This is a genomic window from Sulfurihydrogenibium azorense Az-Fu1 (assembly GCF_000021545.1).
Classification (GTDB): Bacteria; Aquificota; Aquificia; order Aquificales; family Hydrogenothermaceae; genus Sulfurihydrogenibium; species Sulfurihydrogenibium azorense.
On record NC_012438.1, the window covers coordinates 470,829 to 495,333 of the forward strand.

The 24,505-nt window shown below is 32.8% G+C and carries 25 protein-coding genes and 1 tRNA gene; 4 read left to right on the forward strand and 22 right to left on the reverse strand.

Translation table 11 applies throughout. The features are described 5' to 3' along the window. Positions 1-2: 2 nt before the first annotated feature. Positions 3-1,268: an NADP-dependent isocitrate dehydrogenase gene (locus tag SULAZ_RS02550; RefSeq protein WP_012674929.1), complete on the reverse strand. Its 1,266-nt coding sequence runs from the start codon at positions 1,266-1,268 to the stop codon at positions 3-5. A 210-nt stretch (positions 1,269-1,478) separates the two neighbouring features. Here SULAZ_RS02550 and SULAZ_RS02555 point away from each other — a divergent pair, with 210 nt between their 5' ends. Further along, positions 1,479-2,786: an ATP citrate lyase citrate-binding domain-containing protein gene (locus tag SULAZ_RS02555; protein WP_012673604.1), complete on the forward strand. Its 1,308-nt coding sequence runs from the start codon at positions 1,479-1,481 to the stop codon at positions 2,784-2,786. A gap of 19 nt (positions 2,787-2,805) precedes the next feature. Further along, positions 2,806-4,656: a citrate/2-methylcitrate synthase gene (locus tag SULAZ_RS02560; RefSeq protein ID WP_012673967.1), complete on the forward strand. Its 1,851-nt coding sequence runs from the start codon at positions 2,806-2,808 to the stop codon at positions 4,654-4,656. Between the two features lie 55 nt (positions 4,657-4,711). Here SULAZ_RS02560 and SULAZ_RS02565 read toward each other — a convergent pair whose 3' ends face one another. From SULAZ_RS02565 to atpB, 13 genes are all read right to left on the reverse strand, one after another. Continuing rightward, on the reverse strand, positions 4,712-6,277 hold the full coding sequence (locus SULAZ_RS02565) for an ATP-binding protein (protein WP_012674796.1): 1,566 nt from the start codon (positions 6,275-6,277) through the stop codon (positions 4,712-4,714). A gap of 36 nt (positions 6,278-6,313) precedes the next feature. Further along, a tRNA-Arg gene (locus SULAZ_RS02570) sits at positions 6,314-6,387 on the reverse strand. A gap of 16 nt (positions 6,388-6,403) precedes the next feature. Beyond that, a complete protein-coding gene (prfA, locus tag SULAZ_RS02575) occupies positions 6,404-7,486 on the reverse strand; it encodes a peptide chain release factor 1 (protein ID WP_012674714.1) in 1,083 nt (360 codons plus the stop codon). Between the two features lie 3 nt (positions 7,487-7,489). Then, positions 7,490-7,684: a 50S ribosomal protein L31 gene (gene rpmE, locus SULAZ_RS02580; protein ID WP_012673679.1), complete on the reverse strand. Its 195-nt coding sequence runs from the start codon at positions 7,682-7,684 to the stop codon at positions 7,490-7,492. A gap of 46 nt (positions 7,685-7,730) precedes the next feature. Next, positions 7,731-8,999, reverse strand: a complete 1,269-nt coding sequence (gene rho / locus SULAZ_RS02585) for a transcription termination factor Rho (RefSeq protein WP_012673513.1) — start codon at positions 8,997-8,999, stop codon at positions 7,731-7,733. Between the two features lie 20 nt (positions 9,000-9,019). Continuing rightward, positions 9,020-10,363 (reverse strand): tRNA uridine-5-carboxymethylaminomethyl(34) synthesis GTPase MnmE, encoded by a 1,344-nt coding sequence (gene mnmE, locus SULAZ_RS02590; RefSeq protein WP_012675012.1) that lies wholly within the window; start codon positions 10,361-10,363, stop codon positions 9,020-9,022. Beyond that, positions 10,360-11,904 carry a membrane protein insertase YidC gene (gene yidC / locus SULAZ_RS02595; RefSeq protein WP_012673842.1) on the reverse strand — a complete coding sequence of 515 codons (1,545 nt, stop codon included), beginning with the start codon at positions 11,902-11,904 and terminating at the stop codon, positions 10,360-10,362. The genes mnmE and yidC overlap by 4 nt, the downstream gene beginning before the upstream one ends. 14 nt (positions 11,905-11,918) lie before the next feature. Then, positions 11,919-12,128 carry a membrane protein insertion efficiency factor YidD gene (yidD, locus tag SULAZ_RS02600; RefSeq protein WP_012674379.1) on the reverse strand — a complete coding sequence of 70 codons (210 nt, stop codon included), beginning with the start codon at positions 12,126-12,128 and terminating at the stop codon, positions 11,919-11,921. Continuing rightward, positions 12,122-12,457: a ribonuclease P protein component gene (rnpA, locus tag SULAZ_RS09305; RefSeq protein ID WP_083758905.1), complete on the reverse strand. Its 336-nt coding sequence runs from the start codon at positions 12,455-12,457 to the stop codon at positions 12,122-12,124. The genes yidD and rnpA overlap by 7 nt, the downstream gene beginning before the upstream one ends. Further along, positions 12,450-12,593: a 50S ribosomal protein L34 gene (gene rpmH / locus SULAZ_RS02605; RefSeq protein ID WP_012673723.1), complete on the reverse strand. Its 144-nt coding sequence runs from the start codon at positions 12,591-12,593 to the stop codon at positions 12,450-12,452. The genes rnpA and rpmH overlap by 8 nt, the downstream gene beginning before the upstream one ends. Before the next feature lie 69 nt (positions 12,594-12,662). Then, positions 12,663-13,007: an ATP synthase F0 subunit C gene (gene atpE / locus SULAZ_RS02610; protein WP_012674451.1), complete on the reverse strand. Its 345-nt coding sequence runs from the start codon at positions 13,005-13,007 to the stop codon at positions 12,663-12,665. A gap of 26 nt (positions 13,008-13,033) precedes the next feature. Continuing rightward, positions 13,034-13,432, reverse strand: a complete 399-nt coding sequence (locus SULAZ_RS02615) for a universal stress protein (RefSeq protein WP_012674545.1) — start codon at positions 13,430-13,432, stop codon at positions 13,034-13,036. Between the two features lie 10 nt (positions 13,433-13,442). Further along, entirely contained in the window at positions 13,443-14,072 is a 630-nt protein-coding gene (gene atpB, locus SULAZ_RS02620) for a F0F1 ATP synthase subunit A (RefSeq protein WP_012673505.1), read from the reverse strand. Between the two features lie 128 nt (positions 14,073-14,200). Between atpB and bioB the strand changes: the two genes are divergently transcribed. After that, a complete protein-coding gene (bioB, locus tag SULAZ_RS02625; RefSeq protein ID WP_012673692.1) occupies positions 14,201-15,208 on the forward strand; it encodes a biotin synthase BioB in 1,008 nt (335 codons plus the stop codon). Here the strand turns inward: bioB and SULAZ_RS02630 are convergent. Further along, complete coding sequence (locus SULAZ_RS02630) at positions 15,205-15,969, reverse strand: carbonic anhydrase (protein WP_012674680.1); 765 nt, start codon at positions 15,967-15,969, stop codon at positions 15,205-15,207. The genes bioB and SULAZ_RS02630 overlap by 4 nt on opposite strands. Positions 15,970-16,078: 109 nt before the next feature. Here SULAZ_RS02630 and SULAZ_RS02635 point away from each other — a divergent pair, with 109 nt between their 5' ends. After that, positions 16,079-17,308 (forward strand): epoxyqueuosine reductase QueH, encoded by a 1,230-nt coding sequence (locus SULAZ_RS02635; protein ID WP_012673908.1) that lies wholly within the window; start codon positions 16,079-16,081, stop codon positions 17,306-17,308. Here SULAZ_RS02635 and SULAZ_RS02640 read toward each other — a convergent pair. The 7 genes from SULAZ_RS02640 to SULAZ_RS02670 all read right to left on the reverse strand — a co-directional run bounded on the left by SULAZ_RS02640 (position 17,274) and on the right by SULAZ_RS02670 (position 24,490). After that, positions 17,274-19,217 (reverse strand): glycoside hydrolase family 15 protein, encoded by a 1,944-nt coding sequence (locus SULAZ_RS02640; RefSeq protein ID WP_012674825.1) that lies wholly within the window; start codon positions 19,215-19,217, stop codon positions 17,274-17,276. The genes SULAZ_RS02635 and SULAZ_RS02640 overlap by 35 nt on opposite strands. Then, the gene (locus SULAZ_RS02645) at positions 19,186-19,929 is read right to left on the reverse strand and encodes a pseudouridine synthase (protein ID WP_012674297.1); all 744 of its coding nucleotides are present in this window, start codon (positions 19,927-19,929) and stop codon (positions 19,186-19,188) included. Before SULAZ_RS02645 ends, SULAZ_RS02640 begins: the two co-directional genes overlap by 32 nt. Further along, a complete protein-coding gene (gene rsmG / locus SULAZ_RS02650) occupies positions 19,913-20,530 on the reverse strand; it encodes a 16S rRNA (guanine(527)-N(7))-methyltransferase RsmG (protein WP_012673717.1) in 618 nt (205 codons plus the stop codon). The genes SULAZ_RS02645 and rsmG overlap by 17 nt, the downstream gene beginning before the upstream one ends. Continuing rightward, complete coding sequence (locus SULAZ_RS02655; RefSeq protein ID WP_012674767.1) at positions 20,527-21,195, reverse strand: N-glycosylase/DNA lyase; 669 nt, start codon at positions 21,193-21,195, stop codon at positions 20,527-20,529. Before SULAZ_RS02655 ends, rsmG begins: the two co-directional genes overlap by 4 nt. After that, entirely contained in the window at positions 21,192-21,896 is a 705-nt protein-coding gene (locus tag SULAZ_RS02660; protein WP_012674246.1) for a helix-turn-helix domain-containing protein, read from the reverse strand. The genes SULAZ_RS02655 and SULAZ_RS02660 overlap by 4 nt, the downstream gene beginning before the upstream one ends. 40 nt (positions 21,897-21,936) lie before the next feature. After that, complete coding sequence (gene hemC, locus SULAZ_RS02665) at positions 21,937-22,863, reverse strand: hydroxymethylbilane synthase (protein ID WP_012675001.1); 927 nt, start codon at positions 22,861-22,863, stop codon at positions 21,937-21,939. Positions 22,864-22,951: 88 nt separating this feature from the next. Further along, the gene (locus tag SULAZ_RS02670) at positions 22,952-24,490 is read right to left on the reverse strand and encodes an ArnT family glycosyltransferase (protein ID WP_012674323.1); all 1,539 of its coding nucleotides are present in this window, start codon (positions 24,488-24,490) and stop codon (positions 22,952-22,954) included. Between the last annotated feature and the right edge of the window lie 15 nt (positions 24,491-24,505).

Consider the following 24,505-nt stretch of genomic DNA (forward strand, 5'->3'; position numbering starts at 1 on the left):
CTTTAGTTATTTTTTATTGCTTTTACTATTTCATCTCCAAAAGCTTGAGTAGATAATTCTACAGCCTGTTTACCTAATTTTCTAAATCCGTTTGCAATGTCAGGAGTTCCTTTTCCTTCAGATATAACTTGTTTTACGGCTTTGTATATTACATTACTTGCATCTTTCCACCCTAAGTACTCAAGCATCATTGCACCTGAAAGTATAATTGAAAGAGGATTTGCAATACCTTTACCTGCTATATCGTTAGCTGTTCCATGGGTACTTTCAAATAAGGCATAACCGTCTCCTATATTTCCACTTGGAACAAATCCAGGTCCTCCTACTAAAGCAGAGGCAAGGTCTGATATGTAATCTCCGTTTAGATTTTGAGTGATTATAACATCGTAGTACTCTGGTTTTAAAACAAGTTGCATTAACATTTGGTCGGTTATAACTTTGTATATTTTAGCCTGCCCTTCTTGAGGTTCTCCTTCTGTTATTATTTTCCCTTTAAATTCATCTTCTTGTGCAACTTCAAAGGCCCAATTTATAAAAGCACCTTCTGTAGCTTTCATTATGTTTCCTTTTCCGACTACAGCTATATGTTTTTTCCCGTTTTCAAGAGCGTATCTAAATGCTTTTCTAACATGTCTCTTTGTTTTATATTCAGACATAGGTTTTACAGTTATACCCACATCTTCAGGTAAGGCATACTCGCTAACGCCCATTTGGTTTATAAAAAACTCTTTAACTTTTTTAACCTCTTCTGTTTTTGGCATATACTCTATGGCCATATAAACGTCATCAGAGTTTTCTCTAAAGACAGTTACGTTTACTCTTTCTGGATTTGGGATTGGAGATGGTTGTCCCATATAAAACACAGGTCTTATAGCTGAGTAAAAATCCATAGATTGTCTTAAAATAGCGTTTAAGGATTTACCTCCTTTGCCTACAGGAGTACCTAAGGGGCCTTTTATACTGACTATACTTTGTTTTAATAAATCTAATGTTTCTTGAGGCATTCTATTTAAGCCGTTTTCTTCTGCTTTATCTCCAGCCAAAACTTCAAGCCAGTATATTTTTTTCGAATTTCCGTAAACTTTTTCAACAGCTGCATTTACAACTTTTATCATTTCTGGAGTTATTTCAAAACCTATCCCATCTCCCATTATGAAAGGGATAATTGGATTGTCTGGAACTGTTATTGTTTTGTCTGGATTTAACTTTATGAAACTACCTTCTGAAGGAATTTCTACCTTACCTTTCCACCAAAAAATATTTTCCATTTCACAACTCCTTAATTTTAAAACAACGTTTTATTATTTCATTATAACATTATGTTTTACAGTAAGTCAAGAAAAATCAAACAGTGTTTTATTATTAAATAAAATTATGCTATAATACTCTGTATACAGTACCGCCTGCCGGAATTAATGGCGGAATAAAAATATTCCGGCCTACAAACCTCTATAGGTTTGTAAGAAGGGAAGGGTAGTATGGCTCAGAGAGGAATAAGAGAATATGATGGAAAGAGAATTATAGCCCAAAACTGGAAAGATTACTTTGGTGATGCCTTTGAGTACGATTTTAAATCTGTGTTAGTAACTCCTGAAACAGATTTTGAGAAACTTCCTGAAGAACATCCTTGGTTAAAGACCACTCCTTTGGTAGCAAAACCGGACATGCTTTTTGGAAAAAGAGGAAAGTTAGGTTTAGTTTTATTTAAAATCAACGAACCGGGAGACGTTACTTACGAAGATGCGGTTAAGTGGATAAAACAAAAGATGCAGGAAGAAGTTGAGATTAACGGTGTAAAGGGGCATCTTACACATTTTTTAATAGAGCCTTTTGTTCCTCACAAACCAGAAGAAGAGTACTATGTAGCATTCTCTATGGGTGATGATTACGATACTGTTTACATGTCAGCCTTTGGTGGAATAGATGTTGAAGAGAACTGGGATAAAGTTTCTGAAGTAAAAATACCTCCTACAGCTTCAGATGAAGAGATAGAAAAACTTATAAAACAAAACGTTCCAAAAGAGATAAAAGATAAAGAAAAATACGCAGATTTTGTAATTAGAGCTTATAAAATGTTTAGAGACTTACATTTTGTTTACTTTGAAATAAACCCATTGGTTTTAGTTGGAAATAAGGCTTACCTATTAGACTTTGTTGGTAAAGTTGACGATACTGCAGGATTTGTTGTTGGCAAAAAATGGGGAGAGCTTGAGTTTCCGTCTGGGTTTGGAAGAGATCTAACACCAGAGGAAAAGTATATAAAAGAGTTAGATGAAAAATCTGGTTCTTCTCTAAAGTTAACGATACTCAATCCAGAAGGAAGAATATGGACATTAGTAGCAGGTGGTGGAGCTTCTGTTGTTTATGCTGATACAGTAGCAGATATGGGATATGTTAACGAGCTTGCAAACTACGGTGAGTATTCAGGAAACCCAACAAGAACAGAAACCAGAGAGTATGTAAAAACAGTTTTAGACCTTATGACAAGAAACAAACATCCATCTGGAAAACCTAAAATACTTTTAATAGGTGGAGCGATAGCTAACTTTACAGATGTTGCCAAAACCTTTGATGGAATAATAGATGCATTTAAAGAGTACGCAGAAAAAATGAGGCAAGTGGGAGTAAGAATTTACGTAAGAAGAGGTGGACCTAACTACGAAGTGGGACTTAAAAAAATTAAACAGGCAGCTGAAGAACTTGGACTACCAATAGAAGTTTATGGTCCAGAACTTCATATGACAGATATAGTAAGAAAAGCGTTAGAAGAAGAAAAAGTAGCATAATTTAAGGAGGAATAGAGCAATGAGCAAACCTGAATACTTACTTTTTGACAGAAACACTAAGGCTATTTTCTGGAACCTTAACACAAATGCTATTCAAAGGATGTTAGACTACGACTATGTAGTTGGAAGAAGTCCAAGTATAGCAGCAATAGTAGCTCCAACTTCAGAAAGATCTTTTGAAAAGTTTTTCTATGGAACAAAAGAGATAATAATACCTATTTATAAATCTACAAAAGAAGCTGCAAAATTCCATCCAGAAGCTGATGTTTTATTAAACTTTGCTTCTTTTAGAACGGCGTATCCTGTTACATTAGAAGCATTTGAGATACCTACAATAAGAACGATCATAATCACTGCAGAAGGTATACCAGAAAGATTTGCTAGAGATATGAGGATAAAAGCTAAACAACTTGGTAAGTGGATTATTGGTCCTGCTACAGTTGGAGGTATAGCACCAGGAGCTTTCAGAATAGCAAACACAGGTGGAACAATAGAAAACATAATTGCGTCTAAACTCCATAGACCCGGTTCAGTTGGATTAGTGACAAGATCAGGAGGTTTATTTAACGAACTTTCCAACATAATCGCAAGAAACGCTGATGGTGTAGCAGAAGGTATAGCTATAGGTGGAGATAGATTTCCAGGGTCAGACTTTTTAGACCATATGCTAAGATTTGAGAAAAACCCTCAAGTTGAATTTATGATACTTCTTGGAGAAGTTGGTGGAGAGGCGGAGTACAAAGTAGTAGAAGCTGTTAAAAACGGACTTATTACAAAACCTGTGATAGGTTGGTGTATTGGAACAATATCGAAATTCTTTGGAGGAGAAGTTCAATTTGGACACGCCGGAGCTAAGGCAGGAGTTGACAGAGAAACAGCAGACGCTAAAAATAGAGCAATGAGAGAAGTAGGAATCCACGTTCCAAACAACTTTAACGAACTTCCTCACGTAATAAAAGGAATATATGAAATGTTAAGAGGTGAAGGAAAAATCCGGCCTGTTGTAGAACCGGAAGTTCCTCCAATTCCTGAAGATCTCTCAAAAGCCATCAGAGAAGGAAAAGTAAGAAAACCTACAAACTTTATATGTACAATCTCTGATGATAGAGGAGAAGAAGCTACTTACTGTGGAGTTCCTATAAGTGAAGTTATTGAAAAAGGTTTAACGATAGCAGATGTTATAGGATTACTTTGGTTTAAGCGTAAATTCCCTACTTGGGCATCTAATTTTATAGATATGGTTATTAGAGTAGTTGCAGACCATGGACCAGCAGTAGCAGGAGCTCACAACGTAAAAGTAACAGCAAGAGCCGGAAAAGACCTAATGTCTTCGTTGGCAACAGGTATACTAGCAATAGGTCCAAGATTTGGAGGAGCTATAGACGGAGCTGCAAAATACTTTAAAATGGCTTATGAAAAGAACATGTTACCTCACGAATTTGTAGAGTATATGAAGAATGTTGAAAAAATACCTATTCCGGGAATAGGACACAGGGTAAAATCTACAAAAAATCCTGATAAAAGGGTAGAACTTTTAAAAGATTATGCTAGAAGAAACTTTCCTAAGGTTGAGCTTTTAGACTATGCGTTAGAAGTTGAAAAAGTAACAACCTCTAAGAAAGAGAACCTTATACTAAACGTTGACGGAACAATTGGTGTTTTACTAGTTGACCTGTTTAAAACTATAGGTTACTCTAACGAAGAGATAGATAATATGATAGAAGCAGGTGCATTTAACGCTTTCTTCGTTCTTGGAAGATCTATAGGATTTATAGGTCACTACTTAGACGAAAAACGTTTAGATATGCCACTTTACAGACATCCAACTGATGATATCCTTTACGATGTAAAAAGACCTGAAGGAGTATAATAATAAACCCTTAAGTCCCCTTTTTAGGGGGCTTAAAATTTAAATTATATTCATTTTATCTTATATTAAGTTTTTCATACTCAAAATAAACTATATTTCTCTTTTCCTTGCTAAACTCTATCCCTACTAAATAAATCTCCCTGCAGTTGCTTGTATACTTTTCATAATACTTCTTCTCTTTTATCTGACTTAAAGCCTTTCCTTCACTATCTTTCTCTACTACCTTAAACTCTATGATGTAAGCTCTATCTTGATAAAACACTGTTAAATCTATCTTTCCTGTGTTTGTTGTATCTTCTGCTTTTGTATCTAACCCACTTCCGGTAAAAAGTGCATATACCACAGATGCATAAAATCCTTCATAGCTGTCTAAATCATTTCTCCTATACCAATCGTTTGGTATACTTGCAAAAAAGCTGTATAGGGCTGTTTTTATTTTTTCTAAATCGTTCTCTTCTATAGCTTCTACTATGCTGTTTTGAGCATCTTCTTTGTCTGATACTGATGGAAGTATGTCTGATAGGAAAAAGTTGTTAAAACTTGATTTTACTTCAAAGTTTGGATAAGTAAGAATATAGATAGTCCTTAATCCTAATTTTTTAGTTTCTCTTATGGTTAGATAACCTGTTTGAAAGAATAAATTCTCAATCTTCAAAAAGTCTACATCAAGATTAGCAAGTATCTCATCGTTTGCTTTTATTTCTTCAAGTTTTGGTAAAAATACTTTGTTATTTAAAATAAGCTTCATCAAAAATGTAGGAGTTCCGGTTTCAAACCAGTAAGGTCTAAAATCTTTTTTATCAAAAAATAACAAAACATCAAAAGGATTATAAACCTTTTCACCAAGCCAGTTATAACCGTTATACCAGTATTTTAGCTCTTCTAAATTCACTCCTTCTAACCTATCTTTAAACACTGTTTCAAGTTCTGATTGGGTATATCCGCATATAGTTGCAAATTCTGTGTCTAAGGTTATATCGTTTAACTGGTTTAAACCACTAAATATAGATATTTTTGAAAATCTTGACACGCCTGTTATAAATACGAGTTTTAAGTACTGGTCAGAAGCTTTTAAAATACTGTAAAAGTCTTTTAAAACTTCTCTTATTTCTATAGCTTTTTCTGTGTTTTCTATATTATCGTTTTCTATATTATCAAGGATTGGTTTATCGTACTCATCTACAAGGACTACAACAGGGTTTTTATACTCTTGGTATAAGCTGTATATAGTGTCTGTAAACATAAATCTTACATTATCTGTATCTTCTACTGAGATGTTATAGGTTAACATATGACGTTTTAACTGTTTTATTATCCAATTTTTTAGGTCTTGTGGGTCTTTAACTGTTCCACCACCAAAATCTATGTGTATAACCGGATACTTTACACTCCAATCCCAGTTATTCTCTAAGTATAATCCTTCAAACAGCTGCTTATTTCCTAAAAAAGCCTGTTTTAGTGTGTCAACAAACAATGACTTTCCAAACCTTCTTGGTCTGCTTAAGAAAAATTGATTTCCTTTGTTTACAAGTTTTTCTACAAAATGGGTTTTATCAACATAATAGCAGTTTTCTTTTCTTAACTTTTCTAAGCTTGATATTCCTATTGGTAGTTTTTTCATAGTTGTTTACAATAGCACCTTTTTAACATAACTTAGCGCGCCCAGAGGGACTCGAACCCCCAACCTTGTGATCCGTAGTCACATGCTCTATCCAATTGAGCTATGGGCGCACGTTTATATTTTATTTTATATTTCTAACTTTGCCAGTTTTTCTTCGTTTTCTTTTGCTATAAGTACTTCTATTATCTCGTCTAAATCCCCGTCAAGAATGTCATTTATTCTATAAGATGTATAATTAACTCTGTGGTCTGTTACTCTATTTTGAGGGAAGTTGTAAGTCCTTATTTTTTCACTTCTCTCCCCTGTTCCAACTTGCTCTTTTCTTTCTTTTGCTATCTTTTCTCTTTCTAACCTATCATAGTAGTCTTTTAATCTTGCTCTTAAGATTTGCATTGCTTTTAATTTATTTTGAAGCTGAGACCTTTCATCTTGACATTGAACAACTATGCCTGTTGGTAGGTGGGTTATTCTAACGGCTGAGTCTGTAGTGTTAACGTGCTGTCCTCCTGCTCCACCGGCTCTCATAGTTTCTATCTTTAAATCTTCAGGTTTTATTTCTATATCAACTTCTTCAGCTTCTGGTAAAACTGCTACTGTTGCAGTTGATGTATGTATTCTTCCTGAAGATTCTGTCTCTGGAACTCGTTGGACTCTATGGACACCACTTTCATACTTTAACCTTGAGTATGCTCCTTTACCTTTTATTAGTGCTATAACTTCTTTAACACCACCTCTGTCTGTAGGATGAATACTCAAAACTTCAGTTTTCCAGCCATGTCTTTCTGCATACCTTTGGTACATCCTAAAAAGCTCAGCTGCAAATAATGCAGCTTCTTCTCCTCCTGTTCCTTGTCTTATTTCTAAGATAACGTTTTTTTCATCGTTAGGGTCTTTGGGTAGAAAAGCAAGTTCTATCTTTTTTTCTAACTCTGATAATTCTTGCTTTAATTCTTCAAGTTCTAACTCTGCAAGCTCTCTTAAGTCATCTTCTGTAGTAGAGTTTATAAGTTGTTTTACTTCTTCTATCTGGAAGTTTACTTTTTCATACTGGTTATAAAGAGATAGGATCTCAGACAAATCTTTATGTTCTTTTGCTATTGATTGTATTTTAGACGGATCCTTTAAAACTTCAGGATCCGTTAATAACTGTTCTAACTTTTTAACTTTTTCTTCAATGTTTTTTATCTGGTCTAATATCTTCTTTTTCATTAATTACTTTTCTGCTACTTGTCCTTGTAACTCTAAAAATTTAGGCTTAATTCTTAATTTTCCAGTGTAAAATGGGTGGCAGTTATTACATACTTCAAGGTGAACAACCCCGCCTTTAACTGTGTAAATTTCAAACTCGTTTCCACAACCACAAGAAAACTTTGTTAACTTTAATTCTGGATGTATTCCTTTCTTCAATTTAATTCCTCCTATAGAAATTTTGAAACTAATATTATACCAAATTTTATGCGTTCATAGATTTTAAAAACTCTTCGTTTGTTTTAAACTTACCAAGTTTGCTTAATAAAAATTCCATAGCCTCTACTTCGTCCATAGTAGATAAAAATTTTCTAAGTATCCAAAGTCTTTGTAATTCCCAGTCTTGAACAAGTAGCTCTTCTTTCCTTGTTCCAGATTTTGCAATATTTATTGCAGGGAAGATTCTTTTCTCCATAAGTCTTCTATCAAGGTAAAGTTCCATATTACCTGTACCTTTGAATTCTTCAAATATAACATCGTCCATTCTTGAACCTGTTTCAACTAAAGCTGTTGCCAGTATTGTAAGACTTCCACCACCTTCTATGTTTCTTGCAGCTCCGAAAAACTTTTTAGGTCTCTGTAATGCAGTAGCCTCAATACCACCAGATAAAACTCTTCCAGATGGTGGTGTAACTGAGTTAGAAGCCCTTGCCAGTCTTGTCATAGAGTCAAGAAGTATTACTACGTCTCTTCCTTCTTCAACTAACCTTTTTGCTTTTTCAATTACAAGTTCAGATATTTGGATGTGTCTTTCCGGTGGTTCGTCAAATGTAGATGCAACTACCTCAGCTCCAGATCCTACAATTCTTCTCATTTCTGTAACTTCTTCTGGTCTTTCATCTATAAGAAGTATTATTAGCACTACTTCTGGATGGTTTTTTATTATGGCTTTTGCAAGTCTTTGAATTAAAACAGTTTTACCCGCTTTAGGAGGTGCAACTATTAAACCTCTCTGACCTTTACCTATCGGTGCAACTAAACTTACGACTCTTGTTGAAAGGTCAGAAGGATCATACTCAAGGTTAAACCTTTCAGTAGGATGGTAAGGTACAAGTTTATCAAAAGATACCCTTTTCTTTAGATCATCTGGATGAAGACCACCGACTTTATCTATCCTGACTAATGCTCTGTACTTTTCCCCTTCTTTTGGGTTTCTTGCTACACCTATTATTGTATCTCCTGTTTTTAAACCAGTTTTCTTTATTTGATAAGGAGATACATATACGTCAGAAGGACTTGGAGCGTAATTATTTTCTAAAAATCTTATAAAACCAAACCCTTCAGGAAGAACCTCTAATACACCGTTTATTTTCATTAAACCTTCTTTTTCTTCTTTCTTTTCTATGATTTTTTGTATAAGTTCTTCTTTCTTCAGTCCTGTCACTCTTTCTAACTCTAACTCTTCTCCAATTTTTCTAAGCTCTGCTAAAGTCATATCCTTTAACTTTTCCGGAGTTAATGTAGATAAGTCCATAACGCCTCCTTGGGTTAGTTTTATTTACCTATGCAGAATTTACTGAAAATATTGCCTAAAACATCTTCAGTAGTTATATGACCTACTATTTCTTCTAAATAGTTAAGTACTTCTTGTAAATCCAACATAAGTATTTCTTTGTTTTCTATTAAAAAATCTATGTTCTCTACAACTTTTTCTATTTTTTCTATTGCTTGTTTTAAAAGTGTGTAATGTCTGAGATTAATAATAATTTCATCTTCTGTTTCTGTAATTCCTAAGATTTCTATGATTTTTTCTTCTAAATCTTTTATTCCTTGGAATGTTACACTACTAGTATAAATTATATTATCAGATTTTTCAAAAATATCAAGTGGTTTTGTTATTAAATCTGCTTTGTTTATTACAATAATATGTATTTTGTTTTTAATTTCATCGTATATTTTTTTATCTTCGTCTGTAAAACCTTGTGACCCATCTATAACAAAAAGAATAATATCTGCTTCTTCTATTTTTTGTTTAGACCTTTCTATACCTAATTTTTCTACATACTCTGCTGTTTCTCTTATACCAGCTGTATCAAGTAAAATTATAGGAATATCTTTTATCTTTAAGGTTTCTTCTATAAAATCTCTTGTAGTCCCTTGATAGCTAGATACTATGGACCTTTCATAGCCAACCATTGCATTAAAAAGGGAAGATTTTCCAACGTTTGGCCTTCCAACTATTGCTAATTTTATACCTTCTTTTATTAAACTACCCTTTTTGTAAGATCCAACTAGTTTATCTATAGACTTTTTAACTTTTAATAAATTTTCTACGATTAGTTGAGAATCTATCTCTTCTACATCCTCAGGAAAATTTATCTCTGCCTCTATTAAAGATATTAAATTTAGCAAAGTTTCCCTTAAAGAGTTTATCTTTTCTGAGAGTTTACCTTCAAGTAATCTTACAGCTGCTTTTGATGCTTTTTCTGTTTTGGCCGATATAAGGTCTGCTATAGCTTCTGCTTGAGTAAGGTCTATCTTTCCATTTAAAAAAGCACGGTATGTAAACTCTCCAGGGTTTGCTAACCTTCCTCCTAAAGTTATAACATTTTCTATAATTTTTTTTATAACTGGTACACTTCCATGGGGATAAATTTCTACAACATCTTCTCCTGTAAAGCTTTTAGGAGCTTTAAAGTAAATAAATAATCCTTCATCCAAAACAGATCCATCTAAGTCTAAAATTTTTCCAAAGTACGCTTTTCTCTCTTGTATTTCCTGTGGAAGTGTGAAAATTTGTTTTCCTATTTTTAGAGCATCTTCTCCACTTATCCGAACTATTCCTACAGCTGATGGGATAAGTGGAGTTGCATTTGCTACAATAGTGTCTTTCTTCATTTTTTCATAGTTTTATTTACTATAAAGCTTTGTAATAATCCTAATATATTATTCGTAAGCCAGTATAAAACAAGTCCTGCAGGAAAATTCATAAACATGAAAGTAAACACGCCTGCCATTATATACATAATCATCTTTTGGTTTTTATCTGAAGAAGGTGTTATCCACTGTTGAGCTATCATAGATAATCCCATTAAAATAGGTAGTATGTAGTATGGGTCTTTATCAGATAGGTCTTTTATCCATAGTATAAAAGGTGCATTTTTTAGTTCTACCGTAACCATTAGGACGTTGTATAGAGCTATAAAAACAGGAATTTGAACTAAAATAGGTAAACAACCACTCATTGGGTTTGCTCCAGCTTCTGCATAGAGCTTCATTATCTCTTCCTGCAATTTTTGAGGGTCTTTTGCATACTTTTTCTTTAACTTTTCTATTTCTGGAGCTAAGTCTGCCATTTTTCTCATTGCTTTTAGAGACTTATGGTTTAGAGGGAAGAATAGAATTCTAATTAAGACTGTAAGAATGATTATAGCTACACCCCAGTTAGGAATGTAAGTGTAGAAGAAGTGTAGGAGTAAAAATAGAGGTTTTCCAAGTATACCAAAAAATCCAAAGTCTATACTACTTCTTAAATCTAAATCCACTTTCCAAAGGTCTTTGTAGTAATCTGTTATTTGGCCTAAAATTGAGTACAGTTTAGCACCACTGTAAATAAAACCTTCAAAGTCAGGGCTTACATTAACTAAGACTGCAGTAGTATCTTTAGCTACTGGGATTACGTTAACAGTGTTTGTTCCATTTTTGGGAGCAAATATCTGTAAAAAGTATTTATTTTCTTCCCCAGCCCATAGGATGTTATCTCTAATAATTTGAGGTTGTTTTAATTCTTTATCTATTCTAATTAAATCTTTATCAGTTTTTATTATTGCTCCTTCATGTCCAAACGAACCCTCAGAGTTTAGAGAAACCCCAGATAGTAAAGCTACAGAGGTGTTTTCTATACCTTTGGTTTTAACGGCTATACTTATAACACCATCGTCTTGTATAGTATAGGTTTTTTCTATACTTACATTTTCTTTTTCTAATTTAAATGTAATTTCTTTATTGTTTTGTGATACTGTGTACTCTGAGAAGTTAAGTATCCTTGTTAGGTTTGGATTGGAAGTTATCAACTCTCCTATAAATATTTTATTTTTCTTTGAAAAATCACTTATCATATCGTGGTTATACTTTTCAACATAAACAGAAGTTATTCTTCCACCAAAGGGAGTAAACTCTATATAACCAAACTTTGTTTTTACTTTAATATTTTTGGAAGTATCTAAGTTGACTCTCTCGTTTGTTAGGATTAAGTCAAAATTACCTGACGTTTGTATTGGAATATTTTGATTGTTAATCTCTTGTTTTTGGCTTGACTGTGGACTTTCTTTTTTGTTTTCTGGAAAGAAAAACTGACTTATAACAGTAAAACTTATAAATAAAAAAGATACAACTGCAAAAAATATTAACATTCGTTTTTGCATATCTTCTTGTTGCATTTTCTCACCTCACCTTAGGGATAATCAACTCCACCTTTTGAAAAAGGATTACATCTTAAAACTCTCCATACAGCCTTTAAACTACCCTTTAAAAAACCATACTTTTCTATTGCAAGTATGGCATAGTTAGAGCAAGTAGGGTAGAACCTACAGGAAGGTTTTTTTAAAGGAGATACATACTTTTGGTAAAGTTTTATTAAATTTATCAAAAGCTTACTTAACATTCCCTTTCCAATTTTTCCAAAATACTTATAAAGTTCTCTTTCAACTGAAACGATTTTAAATTAAGTATCTCTGATTTTCCAACTAGTATAATATCACAACTTAAAACATTTAGTTTAGGTAAGAGAAGTCTTACGACTTCCCTTAGAAGCCTTTTAACTCTATTTCTTTGAGTTGATTTTTTAAAAATCTTTTTAGATGCAATAAAAGCAAATCTTGGATAACCAATTTGATTTTTTTTAAATACTAGATAAAAGTATCGACTGTTAATTTTGTTTCCAGTTTCAAATACTTCTTGAATATCTTTTTTTTTAAGGTTTCCATTAAGCAGCTAAACGTTTTCTTCCTTTAGCCCTTCTTCTTGCTATTATCTTTCTTCCAGACTTAGTTCTCATCCTTGCTAAAAATCCTGACACTCTCTTTCTCTTTTTGTTAGAAAGATGAGACTTTGCTTTCATATTTGCCATGTTGACAACCTCCTTAAAATAAAATAAAGGCAGCTTGTAGCTGCCTTGTTAGATAAGTAAGATATTATATTAGAATCCTGCTTTAGAGTCAAATATTCCTGTAAAGATGAAGATGATAGCAATTAATAGTGCATAGAGAACAAACGTTTCAATTAATGCCATACCAATGAACATAGTTGTTAAAAGTTTTGGACCCATGTTTGGGTTTCTTGCCATTCCTTCAAGAACACCTCTTATCGCGTTACCAAGACCTGCAGCACCTCCACCAGCAGCGGCACCAATAGCTACACCTGCACCGATAGCCAATGCACCATAGAATACAGCTCTTGCCATAGGGTCTCCTTCAGCTGCAAAAGCCGCTGAAACTGTTCCTGCAAGTACCATCAGCATTAAGACTCTTGAAAACTTAACCATTATTTATACAACCTCCTATAAGTGATTTATTTTACAATTAACGTGTTTACATTTACCTTCTTGCTTATGTACTCGTACTCATCAGTTATAACAACTAAATCTGGTTTTTCTTCGTTTACAAACTTAGGTAAAGTATCTTTCACTCTTCCTGATATATCGACTATAACTTTTCTATTTCCATTAAAATCTAACAATAAATCCTCTATTTTTTCTAAAGCGCTTTTTTTACTTTTTTCTTCTGTATCAGGAGGAACTGGCATTCCAAAACTTGCAGCTACCTTTTTCATCATATAAACATCAACTATTTCGTGGAACACCACAAGTTGACTGTTGTACTTTTCAGCTAAATCTTTTGCCAATTCTAAAGCCCTTAAAGATGCTCCATCAAACTGTATGTTAACCATTATCTTTTTAATCTCTACCATATTCCCTCCATTAATGTTCAGCGTGAGTTATTGCTCCAGCAATATAAACAGTTGTTAAAACTACAAAAACGTAAGTTTGTAAAAAGACTGCTATAAGGTGTATTAATATTACAGGCATAGGAACTAAGAATGGAACAAGCATTATTAAAACAACGCTAACAAGCTCTCCACCTGTCATATTTGCAAATAAACGTAAAGCAAGGGTAACTGGTCTACTTAAATGGCTAAGTAGTTCTATTATAACAAATACAGGAGCCATTGCAGGAACAGGACCTAAAAAGTGTTTAAAGTAAGATAAACCTTGTTCCCTTATTCCTTCAAAGTTGTATATGAAAAATACCATTAAAGCCAATGCCATAGTTGTGTTTAAGTTAGCAGTTGGAGACTCAAATCCGGGAATCATACCAAGAAGGTTTCCAAAAAATACAAACAAACCAATTGCAGCTATTAAAGTAAAGTATTTCGTACCTTTTTCTCCCATATTTTCTTTTATTAAGTTATCTATAAACTGTATGTAAATTTCAAAAATGTTTTGAACTGGTGTTGGAATCAACGAAGGTTTTTTAGCTAAAATCGAAAAAAGTATTGGCACCGCTATTACAACAATAACTGCCATAACTACATGAGTTTGAAGTTCCAACTTTTTCCTCCATTTGTTAATTTGTTTACCATCTTTGAAATATTATACAGGAATTTTTTAATGTTGTAAATCTTCTTTTAAAATGGTAAACTATTTTAAAATTTATAGTTAACAAAGGAGGAAAAGATATGGAATTTATAAAAAGCCTTGCTGAAAGAGTTTTAAACGGCGAGAAGTTATCAAAGGAAGATGGTTTAAAGATACTATCTATAGACGATCAGTACGTCATGGATTTAGTAGAAGAAGCTGCTAAGGTTAGAGAAGCTGTGTTTAAAAATCAGATGGAGTTTTGTAGTCTTATAAATGCAAAAAATGGAGCTTGTACTGAAGATTGTTCTTTTTGTGCCCAGTCTGCTCATTTTAAGACTCCTATCAACGCTTACTCTCTTGTAAGTAAAGATCAAATGCTTGAAGGAGCAGAAAAAGCTGTGATGATAAATGCGAATAGATACTGTATAGTTGTAAGTGGTAGAAGAGCATCAAAAGAAGAAGTACAAAAGATAGCAGAAGCTGTTAAGGAGATAAATAAAACCTATCCTGTAAAAGTATGTTGTTCTTTAGGTACTGTAGATGAAGAAGACTTACGACTTTTAAAAGAGGCTGGTGTTGATAGAATAAACCATAATCTTGAAGCATCAGAAAACTTCTTTAAAAATATTGTAACTACTCATACTTGGAAAGAAAGGTATGAAACGATTAAAAAAGTACAAAAAGTAGGACTTTCAACTTGTAGTGGTGGAATATTTGGAATGGGAGAATCTGATGAGGATATTGTAGATTTAGCAATGACTTATAGAGATTTAAATGTTGACTCTATACCTCTTAACTTTTTAATGCCTATTCCAGGAACACCTCTTGGTAATGCCCATAATCTTACTCCTTTAAAGTGTTTAAAGATTGTTGCCTTGTTTAGACTTTTTAATCCAAATGCAGAAATAAGATTGTGTGGAGGAAGGGAAGCAAACCTTAAAGAGTATCACGATATTGCCTTTGAAGTGGCTAACTGTTTAATGGCAGGTGGATACCTAACCAGAGCCGGAAGAGAGCCGGGTAAAGACGAAGAGATGGCAAGAAGGCTCGGCAGGTATCTTGTAAAGAATAGAGAGAGCTTTAACAAAAATCCTCTCAATGCTTAATTACTTTCTAATATGTACCTACTGTTTATAGGTTGGGTAGGTCTGTTATTATTATGTTTCATAATAGATTTGAATAACTCTATTTGTTGTTTTGAAGCGGTAATAGGTTGTTTTAAAACGATCCATAAGACTCCTTCTGTACAGGGAGGAGTTGTTAAAGATCCTGAGTATGTATAGTAATTTTTTACAGGTGGAAGTAAAGCATTTATATTTATACTTCCATCAAAAACTTTACTGCCTTCTTCTTTTAAAGCATTTTTAAATACTTTATCTAACTCTGGATTGGCTTTCCCTTCTTTGAAGAAGACTCCTATAACAGCTATATTTCCATCCTTGTCTTTATGAACTAAATGCATCTCTAATGGATAATATTTACCATTTACAGTGTGTTCACTTGGAGCATGGAAGTGAAACTGTTTTAAGTGGTACTCCTTACCTTTGATATTTAGTTTAAAATCTTCTAAAACGTTTACTTGAATAGTATGACCATTATTTACTATCTCTGGGTTAACTGCCTTATTGTAATTTATATGAAGCTTTTCTAATTTTGCATGAACTTTATAGTTATCTGAAATATCTACAGGTGATTGATTTTTCAAATTACACCAAAAGTACTCTGGGTTTAATTTTGCCCAGTTTTCTGGTCCGTTTTCTCCTTCATAACTCCAGTGGTGCACTTCTGCATTTTTTTGTAAGATTGCATGTTCACCAGCAATAGAAACGATACTTAAAGATAAAATAGAAAGTATAAACTTTTTCACGTCATGCCTCCTTAAATTCTAAATTGTTTTATTAACCATTTTATCATAGAAATATTTAATGGAAATGTTCTAAAATATAATTAAGTAACAATTTTAAAAGGTGAGAAGAATGGAAAAAATTCTTGTGCATATATGTTGTGGTGTTGATAGTATTTATGCTTTAAGAAAGCTTAAAGAGGATTATCCAAACAGTAAGCTTATAGGATACTTTTATGACCCTAACATTCATCCTCAGGAAGAGTTTGAACTTAGATGGATTGAGACTAAAAGGGTTTGTGATCAGCTTGGTATAGAATGTATAAAAGGAGATTATGAATTAGACAAATGGATGGAAGCTGTAAAAGGTTATGAAAATGAGCCGGAAAGAGGAGAAAGGTGTACCATATGCCACGATTTGAGACTTGAAAAATCTGCACAGGTTGCAAAAGATTTAGGTTGTAATAAAATCACAACTGTTTTGATGATGAGTCCTAAAAAAGATTTTGATGTTTTAAAAGAAGTAGGAGAAAAGGTAGCCCAAAAGTATGGTCTGGAGTTTTTAGCCGTTGATTTTAGAAAAAACGGTGGAACTCAGATAATGAATAAGCTTTCTAAAGAGTCTCAACTTTATCATCAAAACTACTGTGGTTGTATATACGGACTTTTCAACCAACGAAAAAATTTAGATTTTTACCCTGAACTTGTGTCTTTTGGTAAAGGAAGACTGGCAGGAAGTAGAGAAGAGCTTTTATTTATAAAACAGATAAGACTTTATGCAGAAAATTTAGGTTTAAACTGTTTTGAAGAAGAGTTTAATTTTATAGGTTGGAGGTTAATCTCTTCCTCTGTAAAACTAAATAATGAATATATACCTCACAAAGTTTTACCTTACTCTGTAAGCATAAACGGAATTTTAAGAACTTCTGTTTTAGATGTTAAGGAAAATAGTTTGGTCTTAAATAAAAACAATGTAGAAGTTTATCTTACAACAAATTTAAACGAACCTGTTTTAAAAGATCCAAGGTATATAACGAAACCAGTATTTTTAATAAAAGAGGAAGTAAAAGTAGGAGATAAGCTTGAACTACAACTTAAAACTGAGTTTAACCCATCTATGAAATCTCAAAACCTTTATATAGGAAATAAAGGCACATTCAAAGAGATTGTAGAGTTCTACAGTGATACTGATATTGAAGGGAACCAAGGGTATAGGTTAGAAGAGATTTGTTACTTTGTAAAGGATAACATGGAGAAAATAGAGAAGGGAGATCTTCTTGTTGCTGTTTACGGAGCTCATCTGGTTGGTCAGATAGGAAAGAAATTCTCTACTCTACGTATTCAGGAATTTTCTGTTGTATAAGTTTTTTGTTTAACTTTTGAACACTGTAGCAAAAAGAAGAGTGGGACCAAGTAAGTGGGCATACAGACAAAGGCTCTCCAGTAAAGGGGTTGTACTGCTCTGCTAAAAGTCCAGCTTGAGTTTTTCTTTTTAAAACCCAGTTTAAAAGTGAAAATGTTTTATCAAACAGACCGACTTCTGTGTACCAGTTTGCAAGCCAAAGTGTTGTGATTATCCAAGGGTTTCCAGGAACGTTATCACTAACTCTATGGTAGTAGTCATTTTCATACCTTGCAAGACCCCCTATCCCTTCTTTTATCCAAAGTCCTTCTTCTATCGCTTTTACCGTGTTTATCATTCTATAATCTTCTGGGTCTACTACCCCAAACTCGTGTATTAAAAGTAAACTACTTTCTAAAGTTTTATCCTTTATAATGTTTCCATTTTTATCTTGGTATATACCCCTCAAAAATCTGCCTGACTCTTCATCGTAAAGGTACTTTAAAATACCTTCCCTAATTTTTTCTGCTTTTTCTTCGTATATCAGTCCTTCCTCTTTATTCCCAACTAAATATGCAAGTTTAGATGCAGATAATAAACCTGCGTAAACCGTAGAAGCTGTATATGTAAAAACTCCTCTTCTTTCTTCCCACAAATCATAGCTTTCAAGGGGTAGATTAGTGTTTGGGTCTGTGTAATTAACCATAAAGTTAGCAGCTTTTCTAACAAAACCGTTGTACATCATATCTATAAACTCAATATCTTTACTGTTTATGTAATGGTTGTATAGAGCAAATATAACTAAAGCTGTTTCATCTTCTTGAATAGGAAGCTGATAGTTTTCGTCCTCATCACACCAAGGATGCCACGAAGACCCTGCAGTTCCGTCAGGAGAGTACTTGTGAAGTAAATAACCTTCTTCTGTTATGTGTTTTTTACAAAACTTATAAAACTTCTGAGTTAGATTTGTATAGCCTGCATTATCTAATGTCATACAGATAAAAGCTCCATCCCTTGGCCAAAGATAACTGTAGTGATCTTTATTAAATTTGTATATTGATGTGTCGTTTGCAGCAACGACAGCTCCTTCGTTATCAAAGTGTGATCTTATTATTAAAAGGCTTCTGTAGTACTGATTTTTTAAATCTTTAGACAAAGATGGAAGAAGCCTATCTTTTGTTTTGATCCATCCTTTCCAGTATTCGTCAGTCTCTTCAAGTAAATGTTGTAGTCCTTCCCTTTCTACCTTCCTTTTTAGGTTTACTATATCTTCGTACCTTTTTCCTACCAAAATGTAGTAGAAAAACTCTTTAGACTCTAATGGTAATAACTCTCCTTTTACTCCCCATGCACTGTCTATCTCACCTTGCATTATTTTTGTTTTTAATAGTTTTCCAGATTCTATCTCTTTCCACGCACCTGTCTCATGGTTCTTTTTTGATACTGTATACTCGTACTCTAAACCTTCTGACGAAATATATATGTAAGTAGCTCCTTTGTAGTGGATAAGTCCTTTTAACTTTGGGTCGTAGTAAGCTGTATTACCAATCTCAGACTCATTTAACCTAAAACAGTGATAAAAGAATACTTTAAAATCTTGTTTTTCCATAGATAAATTAGTAACTTTTACTTTATGGATAAGTATATCACTATATTTATGAATAGCTGTTGTAAAATCTAATTTAATTTGTAGCTCTTCTGATATTGCCTGTAGTTTAGCTACTAAAGAGTTTTCATAGTAATCAAACGATTTTTGCCAAGAGTCATCAATCCATCGAAACTTTCCACCTGTCCATACTCCTATACTGTTTGCTTGAGAGTTTAGATGGTTATACATTCCAACGTAAGGAAAGTAGAAATCTCTTATAGCTAAATCTTTATCTATGTTTATAAAAAATTTACCGTTGCTTAAAACTATCTCTTTTTTCATCTAAGATGCTCCTTATCTCCTTTTCAGACAAGTATCTGTAATCAAAAGGTTTAAGATTTCCGATATCTATACTTCCTATTTTAACTCTAATTAACCTTTTTACTCTATGACCAAAGCTATCCATAAACCTTCTTATTATTCTTTTTTTTCCACTATGTATCTCTACTAAAAGCCAAGTTCCATCTTCTTCTCTTTTAAGCATCTTTATTTTATCAGGTTTAAAAAAGCCATCTTCTAAAATTGTTCCTTCTTCCATCTTTTTTAAGGTTTCTTGGGAAACTTCTCCTGCAACTTTTACTTTATAAACTTTTTTAATCTCATTTCTTGGGTGGGCTACTTTATTTGCAAACTCACCGTCGTTGGTAAGAATTAGTAGTCCTTCACTGTTGTAGTCAAGTCTTCCAACAGGAAAGAGTTTGTAAGGGATTTTAAGCTCGTTTAAAAAGTCTGTTAATGTTTTTCTTCCAAATCTGTCTTTACCTACAGCTGATAAATATCCTACAGGCTTGTAAATGGCTAAATATATCTTTTTCTCAGTAGGTTTTACTATCTTTCCTTCAACTTCTACAACATCTTTTTTAGGGTCTATTTTTAGGCCTAAATTTTTTACAGTTTTACCGTTTACTTTTACTTTTCCTTCAAGAATAAGCTCATCTGCTTTTCTTCTTGAACATATTCCTGATTTTGCTATATATTTATTGAGCCTTTCCATCTTTCTGGATCAAGATAAATTTTCTTTCTGGAAGCCCTTTGAAAGACATAGAAGTTGTAAAGGGTCGTAGCTCTTCTTCTACCTCTTTACCTTTCATTATAACTATAATTCCGCCTTCTTTAAGTAAATTTTTACCGATTTTTAAAACTTCAAAAGTTTTACCTGTTGCTCTACTAACTACTATATCAAACTTTTCTTGGATATCTTCAGCTCTCTTACACAAAACAGTGTATTTTAACTTTAACTCTTTAGATAACATTTCTAAAAAGATACACTTTTTTGTAATAGATTCAATTAGGTAAAGGTCTATTTTATCTTGATAGTATATCTTCAGTGGCACTCCAGGAAAGCCAGCTCCAGTTCCAAAGTCTGCTACTTTTTTCCCTGACAAATCTATACCTTTTGCTTCAAAAAGTTTAACTAAAGTAAGGCTGTCTAAAAAGTGTTTAACTATTATCTCTTCTTTTTTTCTTATTGAAGTAAGATTATAAGCTTTATTCCATTTTAAAAGCATGTATAAGTAAATCTCAAACTTCTCAATTTTGTCTTTAGAAAGTTCTATAGAGTTTTCTTTTGCAAGTTTTTCAAGCAGATCCATCATTTTAAAACTTTACCTGTTTTAATATAAAAAATGTACAAGTCTAATTCTGATTGAGTTAAGTTTAAATCTTGACAGATTTTTTCCAATGCTTCCTCGCACTCTAAGTATACTTTTTTCGTTATGGTTTTTCTTGGTTTAACTAATCCTGATTCAAATAAAAATCTTGATATATGTCTGTCTATAATGGCTACATCGTCAAAGCCTACGTTTCTTAAAAAGTGAGAAGCTTCTTTGTAGCCGTAGCCATTTACTTTTTCTACAAGCTTTTCCCTTGCTTTTTTTCCATCTTTTTCTTTTACAATGTTTTCTAAAAATTCTTTTAGGTCTCTTAAAGCTACTATTCTTTCTGCCCTTTGCATTGCGAATCTGTGTCCATGGGATTGTATTATTTGGTAGAGTTTTTCGAGGGGATAGTTTTTAAATCCTTCAATTCCAACTTCTGCTTGAATTTTTATTCCTGTAGCTGCTTTAAAGTTTGCTGTTAGTATACAAAAACATGCTTCTGAGAATATGTCAGCTTGGTAAGGCTGTACATCTAAAAAAGGTTTAAAATCAAAAGTTGTAATACCTTTTTGTTTTAGGTTTTTAAACTGCTGAATTCTCTCCTTTACTTTGTCTGATACTTGTAATATTGCTTTTTCTATAGCTTCTTTTGGGGGAATCAAATCTTAGGAACACCTCTCAAGACGTTGTATCCGTTGTAGAAAATACCGTCTGAGTCAACAAAAACATTGTGTATAATCTCTCTTCCTGTTATTTTAACTTCTTTTCCATCGTATATAATCTTTAATTTATCAGCGTTTCCTATAGTCTCAAAGGCTATTTTATTGTTAAATTTTATAGTTTTACTTTCTCCTTCTTTAAGGTTTATAATACTTTTTTCTCCATCAACAGAGATAGTAATCCAAACATCACCTTCTGATACAAGTGTAATACTGTCTATAACTTTTTGGTCTTGGGTTTGGTCTTTGGTTGTGTTAACTGTATTTACATACTTTTCTGGAATATTGTTTACTTGTACTTCCATTTTATTTGAAAAGAAGTTTGCGTTTGCATAGATAAATAAAGCTAACACTAAAATTGTTAAAGTGTGAGGTAATACACTAACTAAAGGATTTAAAATCTTAGTAGTTATTTTTGGGGTTTCTTCTACTACTTCCTGTTTTTCTTCATAAGGTACATCAACACCAAAGAATTTTAGCACTTTTCTTGCGTATAATTTTCCATATGGGTCTTGAGTTGCGTAATTTTCATCATTTTCTAACTTTTCTATTATGTAAGATGGTATCTCTACTTGTTCTGATAGTTGATTTATACTTAAATTTCTTTGTTCTCTCTCTAACTTTATAATCTTGCTAATTTCCACTTTTCGACATCCCACATGATTTTCTTTAGTATCTATTTTATCATAAGTTGTAAATTTTAGTTAGTATATCTTTACCACCTCTTTTAAGTAGTATGTTTGCAAGCCTTTGCCCTAACTCTTTTGCTTGATTTATGTTAGTTAACTTCTCTGATAAACTCTCTTTTATAAATGTTTTTCCTTCTAAATCTGCTATAAAGCCTGTTATATGAATAAAGTCATCTTTAATCTCACAGTAAGCTCCCAGTGGAACCTGACATCCTCCCTCTAGTGTTTTTAAGAAGCTCCTTTCTGCAGTTGCCCTTATAAAACTTTCTTGGTTGTTTATCGGCTCTAAAATTTTCTTTATTCTTTCATCGTCAACCCTTGCCTCAATACCTAAAAATCCTTGACAAACGGCAGGAATCATCTCTTGGGGAGAAAAGATGTAGGAAGCTTTACTATCAAGTCCTAACCTTTTTAAGCCAGCATAGGCAAGGATTATAGCATCGTACTGACCTTCTTCAAGTTTTCTTATCCTTGTGTCAACGTTTCCTCTTAAATCATTTATTATTAAATCATCTCTCATTTTCATAATTTGAGACTTTCTTCTTAAACTACTTGTCCCAACTACTGCACCGGCTGGTAGGTCTTTTAAAGATTTATATTTAGTAGATAAGAAAGCATCTCTTGGGTCTTCTCTTTCTGTTATTGCAATTATATCAAGTCCTTCAGGGAGCTGTGTAGGAACATCTTTAAGAGAGTGAACGGCTATATCTATCTCACCTTTTAACATTGCATCTTCTATCTCTTTTACAAAGAGACCTTTACCTCCTATCTTTGCAAGGGGGACGTCTAATATTTTGTCTCCTGATGTAGTAATTTTTACAAGCTCTACTTCTACACCGTGAATTTGATTAATTAAGTTAGCTATGTAGTTTGCTTGCCAAAGTGCAAGTTGACTTTTTCTTGTACCAATCCTTACCTTCAACACACTCTCCAAAGTTTTTTTGTTAATCTATTATAATAGAAATGAGGAAAAAGGCAATTTTGATACACTCCTTAGAAGAGTTTTAGAATCAAAAATTTTTAAGTAAAACAGAGGTGGGATTTTCAAAAAGGTCTTTCTTTTTAACTACAACTTTTAAACCTTTTACATCTCTTAACTCTTCTAAAAACTCCTCTCTTGTAAGTATGTTAACTTTCCCTTGTTTTATAAACTCTTCTACCTCTTGTGGACTTTCTAACTTAACTATCCTCTTTTTGAGGTAGAAAGAGAAAGCAGGGTTGTACCTTTTGTAGTAGCCAATAGGTAAGTCTTTATCTATGTATGGTAAGATTACCTTTACTGAAGACTCTTTATCTATTCTTGGCATTAAGATAAAAAAGAAGACTAAAGTCATCAAAATAGAAGATAGTGATAGAGAAATGATAACTTTTTTGATATTTTTATAAAAAATTAGCGACAAGAAAGCTCCAACTGTTAAAATAAAGAAGAAAAATGAGTGCTGAGCTACTAAATAAAGATTTTCATCGTTTTTTAAGATAAAGTAAAGAGCTATAGGAATAATCAAAGTCAAGATAAAATAAAAAAGTAAACTGTAAAAATACTTATAAATTTTCAACTTGGTCAGGGTAATACCTATCAAAACTGCCAAAGATGGGTAAACAACAACTGTGTAGTTAGGGAGCTTCGTTTTAGATATACTAAAAAATAGTGTATAAATAAACACAAACAAAGATAAAAACAAGACAGCTGGATTTGTTTTATTCTTTAAAACCTCCTTTACAGTTTGTGGTAAAAAAATACTAAAAGGAAGCATTCCAATGATAACAAACAGAAAAGTTATTAAAAATATACCTCCATGTCCTTCCATAGAATCTGAAAATCTTGATATGTTGTGTTTTAGCAAAAACTCTTTAACCCAAATCCAGTCTGTCTTTATACCTACTGCTATATACCAAGGAAGAGATATTAAAATTGTTATAAGCAATCCTTTTGAAATACTCATACTTTTTAAAAATCCTAGCTCCCTTCTTAAAGCCAAGAAAACCAAAACTGTAAAAGTTGGTAAGACAATAGCAACTAAACCTTTTGAAAGTATACCAAAACCCAAACAAATATAAAAAAGCCATAAGAATATTTTTTTACCTTCTTTATAGAATATATAGAAACTAAAGACGGCTGACGTTATAAAAAAGATCAAAAATGGATCTGGAACGGCCATATGAAACTGGAACACAAAGTGTAGAGAAGATAAAAGGACTAAGTAGCTAAGTAAAGCTATTTTCTCGTCAAAAACCCTTTTAGCAAACAAAAATGTAACTAAAACAGTAAAACTTCCAAACAAAGAAGAAAAAAATCTTGCAGAAAACTCATTTACTCCAAAGAGTTTGTAGGCTATCATCATAAAGTAGTAGTGAAGGGGTGGTTTATCTGTACGAAGTTCGTAGTTAAATGTAGGAACTATCAAGTCTCCCCTCTCTAACATCTCCCTTGCACAGGAAGCATTTTTTGCTTCGTCAAGACTAAATATAGAAATACCCCATATATTAGAAACCATCAAAACAAAGGCAATAAACCATAAAGTAAAATAGTTTGAAAATCTTTTCTCCATGCTATAATTTATTCT

Bases quoted from the DNA above. Each gene is read 5' to 3' on its own strand.
- atpE (WP_012674451.1), bottom strand. From the start codon at position 13,007: ATGGTTAAGTTTTCAAGAGTCTTAATGCTGATGGTACTTGCAGGAACA.
- SULAZ_RS02635 (WP_012673908.1), top strand. From the start codon at position 16,079: ATGGAAAAAATTCTTGTGCATATATGTTGTGGTGTTGATAGTATTTAT.
- SULAZ_RS02670 (WP_012674323.1), bottom strand. From the start codon at position 24,490: ATGGAGAAAAGATTTTCAAACTATTTTACTTTATGGTTTATTGCCTTT.
- SULAZ_RS02645 (WP_012674297.1), bottom strand. From the start codon at position 19,929: ATGGAAAGGCTCAATAAATATATAGCAAAATCAGGAATATGTTCAAGA.
- mnmE (WP_012675012.1), bottom strand. From the start codon at position 10,363: ATGAAGAAAGACACTATTGTAGCAAATGCAACTCCACTTATCCCATCA.
- rho (WP_012673513.1), bottom strand. From the start codon at position 8,999: ATGGACTTATCTACATTAACTCCGGAAAAGTTAAAGGATATGACTTTA.
- SULAZ_RS02615 (WP_012674545.1), bottom strand. From the start codon at position 13,432: ATGGTAGAGATTAAAAAGATAATGGTTAACATACAGTTTGATGGAGCA.
- yidD (WP_012674379.1), bottom strand. From the start codon at position 12,128: ATGTTAAGTAAGCTTTTGATAAATTTAATAAAACTTTACCAAAAGTAT.
- rsmG (WP_012673717.1), bottom strand. From the start codon at position 20,530: ATGATGGATCTGCTTGAAAAACTTGCAAAAGAAAACTCTATAGAACTT.
- SULAZ_RS02550 (WP_012674929.1), bottom strand. From the start codon at position 1,268: ATGGAAAATATTTTTTGGTGGAAAGGTAAGGTAGAAATTCCTTCAGAA.
- SULAZ_RS02565 (WP_012674796.1), bottom strand. From the start codon at position 6,277: ATGAAAAAACTACCAATAGGAATATCAAGCTTAGAAAAGTTAAGAAAA.
- prfA (WP_012674714.1), bottom strand. From the start codon at position 7,486: ATGAAAAAGAAGATATTAGACCAGATAAAAAACATTGAAGAAAAAGTT.
- rpmH (WP_012673723.1), bottom strand. From the start codon at position 12,593: ATGGCAAATATGAAAGCAAAGTCTCATCTTTCTAACAAAAAGAGAAAG.
- SULAZ_RS02640 (WP_012674825.1), bottom strand. From the start codon at position 19,217: ATGAAAAAAGAGATAGTTTTAAGCAACGGTAAATTTTTTATAAACATA.
- bioB (WP_012673692.1), top strand. From the start codon at position 14,201: ATGGAATTTATAAAAAGCCTTGCTGAAAGAGTTTTAAACGGCGAGAAG.
- yidC (WP_012673842.1), bottom strand. From the start codon at position 11,904: ATGCAACAAGAAGATATGCAAAAACGAATGTTAATATTTTTTGCAGTT.
- SULAZ_RS02555 (WP_012673604.1), top strand. From the start codon at position 1,479: ATGGCTCAGAGAGGAATAAGAGAATATGATGGAAAGAGAATTATAGCC.
- SULAZ_RS02560 (WP_012673967.1), top strand. From the start codon at position 2,806: ATGAGCAAACCTGAATACTTACTTTTTGACAGAAACACTAAGGCTATT.